Origin of the sequence: Anabaena sp. UHCC 0253 (genome assembly GCF_009712085.1) — a bacterium.
In the GTDB taxonomy this organism is placed as follows: Bacteria; Cyanobacteriota; Cyanobacteriia; order Cyanobacteriales; family Nostocaceae; genus Dolichospermum.
This window is the reverse complement of record NZ_VILD01000011.1, coordinates 9,972-15,956: the sequence shown is the minus strand read 5'-3', so window position 1 is coordinate 15,956 and position 5,985 is coordinate 9,972. Positions and strand designations below refer to the sequence as shown.

Genomic DNA, 5,985 nt, shown 5'->3' with positions numbered 1-5,985 from the left:
CTAATAAAAGTTTATAGCTTATAGAATTGTAAATTTACAATCTTTAATTTTCAATAAAAACTGCACTTAATTTTATACTAGGGTGAATATATTTATTATATGATTACATCTTTTATCCAATCTCAGTAATAATACTAAAGTAAATTTTCATATACGGCTCTTTTGATTAATTTTTGTATCATTCTGGGACAGAAGTGAGAACAAACTAATTCAAAATTTAAACTCTACAGCAGAATTCACCCAGTCAGCCTGCCATAAAAAAAGTATAACTTACCTGACGTTAAAATCTTAGAATAGAGATATATCTAAACGTAATCTATCCCCTATCAACTGCATTTTTTATAGTTCATTCTGAATTTCTATAATTCTGGACTACGGAATTTTTGTTTGATAAAGTCCGGATCTCTGTTCGCACACTCATGAGGATTTTACCTAAGTGATTTTCCCCTGTATGATCTGCACCACCTCCCCAGAAATAGTCTGTAGGTGAATCTTCCATCAAGATTTCATCACCTGTCATTAATAATACTTCTTTAATTTCTGGATGAGTGATAAACTTTTTTAGTACAGCTACCCGCATAACTTGAGTTTTGACTAATTCCCAATCTAGACGGAGACGGCGAGTGTGACAACGCCCTAAAGCAGCGGCAATTTCCGGAGTAGCAGCCCCATGGATTAAAGGTATAATTGAGGCATCTGGACTACCGACAAACTTTTGCCCTTGATAATAATGTTCAACAGTTGGCCAGTAAGTCCCAGCGATCTCAATACCGTGGGGAGAAAAGTTAGAAAAACAACCATAGGGCTGCCAAACTTTGTAAAAGTAAATAGTCATTGGAAAATTTCTCTTTTATATATCAATAATGATACAAATAAATAATCGTATTTTAACCTTCTGTTTTATGTCTAGAGATGATTGGGAATTAGTGAAAAAACTGATTCACAGAATATAAAATAAATGTAATTCCAGGAACAACCTTTGGTAAAAGATGGTTGCTATTTGTGTGTTGCTTGTGGTGCATTACAACAAGATATAGCCCAAGCAGGTAAAGATTTAGTTAAAGGTCTGGAAATTATCTAATTTTAATTAGACACAAATAGACTTTCAACTCTGTCATAGAGTATACCTAGATTTTGTATTTCAAATATCTGTAATATATTGTATCATAATCGCAGATCCAAAATTAATACACGTTAAGATCATTTCATCCATGAGTCAAATTGTTTGGATAGCAAGACACGCTAACCGCCTCGATTTCGTATATCCCGATTGGTTTCTGACTGCCGAAAGACGGTATGATCCACCGTTATCTGATGACGGTATGATCCAGGCGCAGCAATTAGCAAAACGACTCAAAGGGAAAAAAATTGCCCATATTTTCGCTTCTCCCTTTTTGCGAACCATCCAAACTGCTAATGCGATCGCTGAAGTTTTGGATTTAGCGATTAAACTAGAAATAGGTTTGAGTGAATGGCTTAATCCAGCATGGATGACTGAAGAACCGGAAAAACTCTCAACTTCAGCTTTAGTAAAATTATTTCCTAGAATTGATACTAGTTATACATCGCGCATAGCTGCAAAATACCCGGAAACGCATGAAAAGGTGCGGGAACGTTCAGCCCAAACTGCTAGGTGTCTATCTACTGAATTTTTCCCCCATGATATCCTATTGGTGGCTCATGGCGCTTCTGTATTGGGGGCAGCAATGGGATTAGTGGGAGACATAGCCAAAAGTGAAGTTAAAGCTTCTTTATGTTCTTTAGTAAAAGTTGTGCGTCAAGATTCAGAATGGTTGCTAGAACTAAAAGGAGATACTTCTCATTTGACGAAGATTGAGGAAATTGTCCGCTTTGTGTAGATTTTTGAATTGTGGTTTTCTATAAATCGCAACTGACAGTAACTAAGCAAAAATAACTTACTAGCTAATAAATTTTATGACATTGCTACTAGCCGGAGACATAGGTGGAACAAAAACTATTTTACGTTTGGTGGAATTCTCAGAAACACTAGGTTTAAAAACTCTGTATGAGGAGAGTTTTCGTAGTGGAGATTTTCCCGATTTAGTCCCCATAGTCCAAAAGTTTTTGATTACAGCTAACTCCAGCACACCAGAAAAAGCTTGTTTTGCGATCGCCGGTCCTGTGGTCAAAAATACCGCTAAGTTGACCAATTTAGCATGGTTTCTCGATACAGATCGTTTATCTCAACAACTGGGTATTCCGGCAATTTCTCTGATTAATGACTTTGCGGCTGTTGGTTATGGTATTTTTGGGTTAACAAAGCAGGATTTGCTAACTTTGCAAATTGGTAAACACCAACCTGCATCACCAATGGCTATAATCGGTGCAGGAACAGGTTTAGGACAGGGATTTTTGATTAAACAGGAAAGTCAATATCAAGTCTTTCCTTCAGAAGGTGGACACGCAGATTTTGCCCCCCGAAATGAGTTAGAATTTCAATTGTTGAAATATCTATTAGATAAACATGATATTCAACGAGTTTCTGTAGAAAGAGTTGTTTCCGGGTTGGGAATTACTTCTATTTACCAATTTTTACGCGATAAAAAAATAGCCACTGAATCTCCAGAAATTGCCCAAGCTGTAAGAACATGGGAACAAGAAGCACAGACAACTGAAAAAACAGTTGACCCTGGTGCATTTATTGGTAGTGCAGCTTTGGAAAAAAGCGATCGCCTTTCTGAACAAACTATGCAATTATTTATTGAAGCTTATGGTGCAGAAGCAGGCAATCTAGCCCTGAAACTCCTACCCTATGGAGGATTATACATTGCTGGTGGTATCGCTCCCAAAATCCTACCTTTAATGCAAAATGGTAGTTTTCTCTTGAGTTTTACCCAAAAAGGGAGAATGCGTTCTCTACTCGAAGAAATACCCATTCACATAATTCTTAACCAACAAGTCGGGTTAATTGGTGCAGCTTTGTGTGCCTCTAGGTTATAACTAGCAACAACAGTGAAATCTGCATCTACAAATTTTATAACTTATGAATAGCAAAATTTTACTATCTTTGATTACTGCCACTTTTTTATCTAGCGGTTATGCTGTCGCTAGTGTGCATTCATCCAAACCAACAATTTCCCAAAAATCTATTGTTCCTCAAGTAGTACAGCCTAAATGGAGGACATTTACTTCCCCAGATGGACATTTTACAGTATTAATGCCAGGAATGCCCACACGAAAAAACCAAGTTCAAAAAACCTACATGGGGGAAATAAAATTAGAAATATTTTTAATCCAACCACCGGAACAAGAAGCTGCATATATAGTTACATACAATGAGTTTCCTGATAGCTATGTGCAGATGAATAGCCCTCAAAAACTCATGGAGGAAGCCCAGTATATGGAATTAGCAACTACCCAAAGTAGATTAATCAATCAGCGAAATATTCGTAGTTCTAACTTTCATCCTGGTAGAGAAATTGAATATGTAAATGCAATCGGAAAAGTTACAAAAACGAGGATGTTTGTTGCTCATAATAGATTATATAAGGTTATGGCAATTACTTCTGAAAAACAGCATGAAACTTTAAATAAAACTACTACAGGCTATTTAAATTCTTTTCACTTAGTTGTTAAGCCTTAATGGCAAGGAAGCAGGGGAGCAAGGGAGCAGGGGAGCAGGGGAGCAGGGGGAGTAGGGGAGTAGGGGAGCAGGGGAGCAAGGAAGCAGAGGAGCAGGGGAGCAGGGGAGCAAGGAAGCAGAGGAGCAGGGGAGTAGGGGAGCAAGGAAGCAGAGGAGCAGGGGAGTAGGGGAGCAAGGAAGCAGAGGAGCAGGGGAGTAGGGGAGCAAGGAAGCAGAGGAGCAGGGGAGTAGGGGAGCAAGGAAGCAGAGGAGCAGGGGAGTAGGGGAGCAGAGGAGTAGGGAAAACTTCTTAACAACTGACAACTGACAACTGACAAATCACCAATTACCAAAATGCAATTACTAACTGAAACTTGGGTAACAGCAACTTGGGATGAATATATTCAATTAATTGAAAATCCTAAATATATAAAATCCAAAGGCTATTATCACAATGGAAAAATGAGGGTAGAAATGTCACCAATTGGGAATGATCACGCCAGCGACCATAGTATTATTATATTTGCTGTTAGCTTATTTGCAACAATTCAGGGAATTAATTTTAATAGCAAAGATAATTGTACATATAGAAAAATTGGATTTCAAGAAGTCCAACCCGATGTTTCTTATTACATTGGTGAAAAAGCAAATGTTATTCCCTATGGAACTTCTATTGTTAATTTAGATGTTTATCCAGTACCAGATTTAGTAATTGAAGTTGCTAATAGTTCCCTCGCAGATGATAAAGGGGAAAAACGCCTCATGTATGAAGATTTAGGTGTAGCTGAATATTGGGTACTTGATGTTCAGAATGTCCAGGTTATCCCCTTTGTTATTGAAAATGGCGGTAGTAGAAGAATTACTGAATCTCAAGTATTACCAGGATTACAAATTTCCCTACTGAATGAAGCATTAAGAAAAACTCGACAAATGGATCATAGCCAAGTTTGTAGTTGGTTGTTAAGCCAATTTCAGCAATAATTAGCGTTTGCTGATAGCGTAGTATTGATAGTTAACAATTGACACATAACTCTTGACTCCTGATTCCTTCTTCCTGACTCCTCGACTAATTACTTAAAAATTAAATCTAAACGTTGCTGGGCTACTTTCAAGGCTTCTGCTGGAGAACTTTTACCCAAAATTACAGATTCAATTGCCCTTCCTAAACTGTCAGAAATGCGAGTATAACCGGGAAAAATTGGCCGAGAAAATCCATTTTTAGCTTGATCTAAAAATACTTGAATTTGTGGTTGTTTTTTGAGAAACTCTTGATAAATTGGACTTTGCCGAGATTTAATGTTTATAGGTAAATAGCCAGTTCCTAAAGCTAATTCTGTCTGAAAATCGGCACTTAACGTATATTCAATAAATTTGAAAGCAGCTTGTTCTCGTTTCGGTGTAGTTTTGAATAGAAACAGATTTTCACCACCAATGACAGTTGCAGGTTTTTTATTCATAGGTATGGGAAAAACCGCAAAATCAACACCACTCTGTTTAAATTCTCCTAAACTCCAAGGTCCTGTTACTTGCATTGCTACTCTACCATTGACGATATTTTCTATTTCATAACCCCGTTCTATTCCCGATAAAACAGCAGAACCATCTTTAATTAAATTTTGCCATAATTCCAAAGCAGCGATCGCCCCTTGATTATTTTCTAAAACTACATCGGCTGCACTCTGAGAATTATCACCTACCAATTTACCACTAGCACTCCACATAAACGGTAACCAAGTAAATACTGTAAATTCTCCCTTCCCCGCAGGTAACATGATTCCATATTGATTAATTCTGCCGTCATTATTAGTGTCACGAGTTAATTGTTTAGCGGCTTGTCGTAATTCTTCCCAAGTCTGTGGTAACTCCGTGATTCCTGCTTCTTTAAATAAACTAGGACGGTAATAAACACCAACATTATTTGTAGCAAATGGTACAGACCAAATCTGATTTTTATATTTCATGGATGTCAGTAAAGCCGGATCAATTTCATCCTTAACAGTCGTTTTCGCTAACTTTTCATCCAAAGGTAAAAGCGCCCCCAATTCCACTAATTGACCGGCAATTGTGGGATTAAACCATAATAAATCAGGCGGGGCATCTCCAACTACAGCCGTTAAAATTTTAGGCATTTGCTGATCTTGTTGCCCAACATAAAGAGATTCAACTTGAATATTGGGGTGATTTTGGTTAAATTTGTCTACCAGCTTTTGCAAAACATCCCGATTTTGTGGTGGATTTACCCCCATGCCATAAGGTAATATGAATAACCTGATGAGACCGAATAGCCTGACATCCATGTAAAGATACTATACCCAAAAATAGGACTAGCAGTAAGGGTTTCAGGTATTTTTTAGCTAGTCTCCAGTAATTACGAGGAATTAAAAACATTTTTGATTTTGCAG

The 5,985-nt window shown here is 37.5% G+C and carries 5 protein-coding genes and 1 pseudogene; 4 read left to right on the top strand and 2 right to left on the bottom strand.

All coding sequences use genetic code 11. The features are described 5' to 3' along the window. Window positions 1-346: 346 nt before the first annotated feature. Window positions 347-835 carry an NADAR family protein gene (locus tag FJR38_RS23930; RefSeq protein ID WP_168496983.1) on the bottom strand — a complete coding sequence of 163 codons (489 nt, stop codon included), beginning with the start codon at window positions 833-835 and terminating at the stop codon, window positions 347-349. Window positions 836-1,211: 376 nt separating this feature from the next. On the opposite strand from FJR38_RS23930, the gene FJR38_RS23925 reads away from it, so the two are divergent. The 4 genes from FJR38_RS23925 (at window position 1,212) to FJR38_RS23910 (ending at window position 4,564) form a co-directional block, all read left to right on the top strand. Beyond that, window positions 1,212-1,859, top strand: coding sequence for a histidine phosphatase family protein (locus FJR38_RS23925; protein ID WP_168496985.1), 648 nt, complete (start codon window positions 1,212-1,214; stop codon window positions 1,857-1,859). A 76-nt stretch (window positions 1,860-1,935) separates the two neighbouring features. Continuing rightward, window positions 1,936-2,961, top strand: coding sequence for a glucokinase (locus FJR38_RS23920; RefSeq protein ID WP_168539834.1), 1,026 nt, complete (start codon window positions 1,936-1,938; stop codon window positions 2,959-2,961). 43 nt (window positions 2,962-3,004) lie between these two features. Further along, entirely contained in the window at window positions 3,005-3,604 is a 600-nt protein-coding gene (locus FJR38_RS23915; protein WP_168539833.1) for a hypothetical protein, read from the top strand. A 333-nt stretch (window positions 3,605-3,937) separates the two neighbouring features. Continuing rightward, on the top strand, window positions 3,938-4,564 hold the full coding sequence (locus FJR38_RS23910; protein WP_168496991.1) for a Uma2 family endonuclease: 627 nt from the start codon (window positions 3,938-3,940) through the stop codon (window positions 4,562-4,564). Window positions 4,565-4,653: 89 nt separating this feature from the next. Here FJR38_RS23910 and FJR38_RS23905 read toward each other — a convergent pair. Next, a pseudogene (locus tag FJR38_RS23905) lies at window positions 4,654-5,971 on the bottom strand (ABC transporter substrate-binding protein). Window positions 5,972-5,985: the final 14 nt, after the last annotated feature.

Coding starts and splice junctions, on each gene's coding strand:
- FJR38_RS23930 (WP_168496983.1), bottom strand. CDS start 835: ATGACTATTTACTTTTACAAAGTTTGGCAGCCCTATGGTTGTTTTTCT.
- FJR38_RS23925 (WP_168496985.1), top strand. CDS start 1,212: ATGAGTCAAATTGTTTGGATAGCAAGACACGCTAACCGCCTCGATTTC.
- FJR38_RS23920 (WP_168539834.1), top strand. CDS start 1,936: ATGACATTGCTACTAGCCGGAGACATAGGTGGAACAAAAACTATTTTA.
- FJR38_RS23915 (WP_168539833.1), top strand. CDS start 3,005: ATGAATAGCAAAATTTTACTATCTTTGATTACTGCCACTTTTTTATCT.
- FJR38_RS23910 (WP_168496991.1), top strand. CDS start 3,938: ATGCAATTACTAACTGAAACTTGGGTAACAGCAACTTGGGATGAATAT.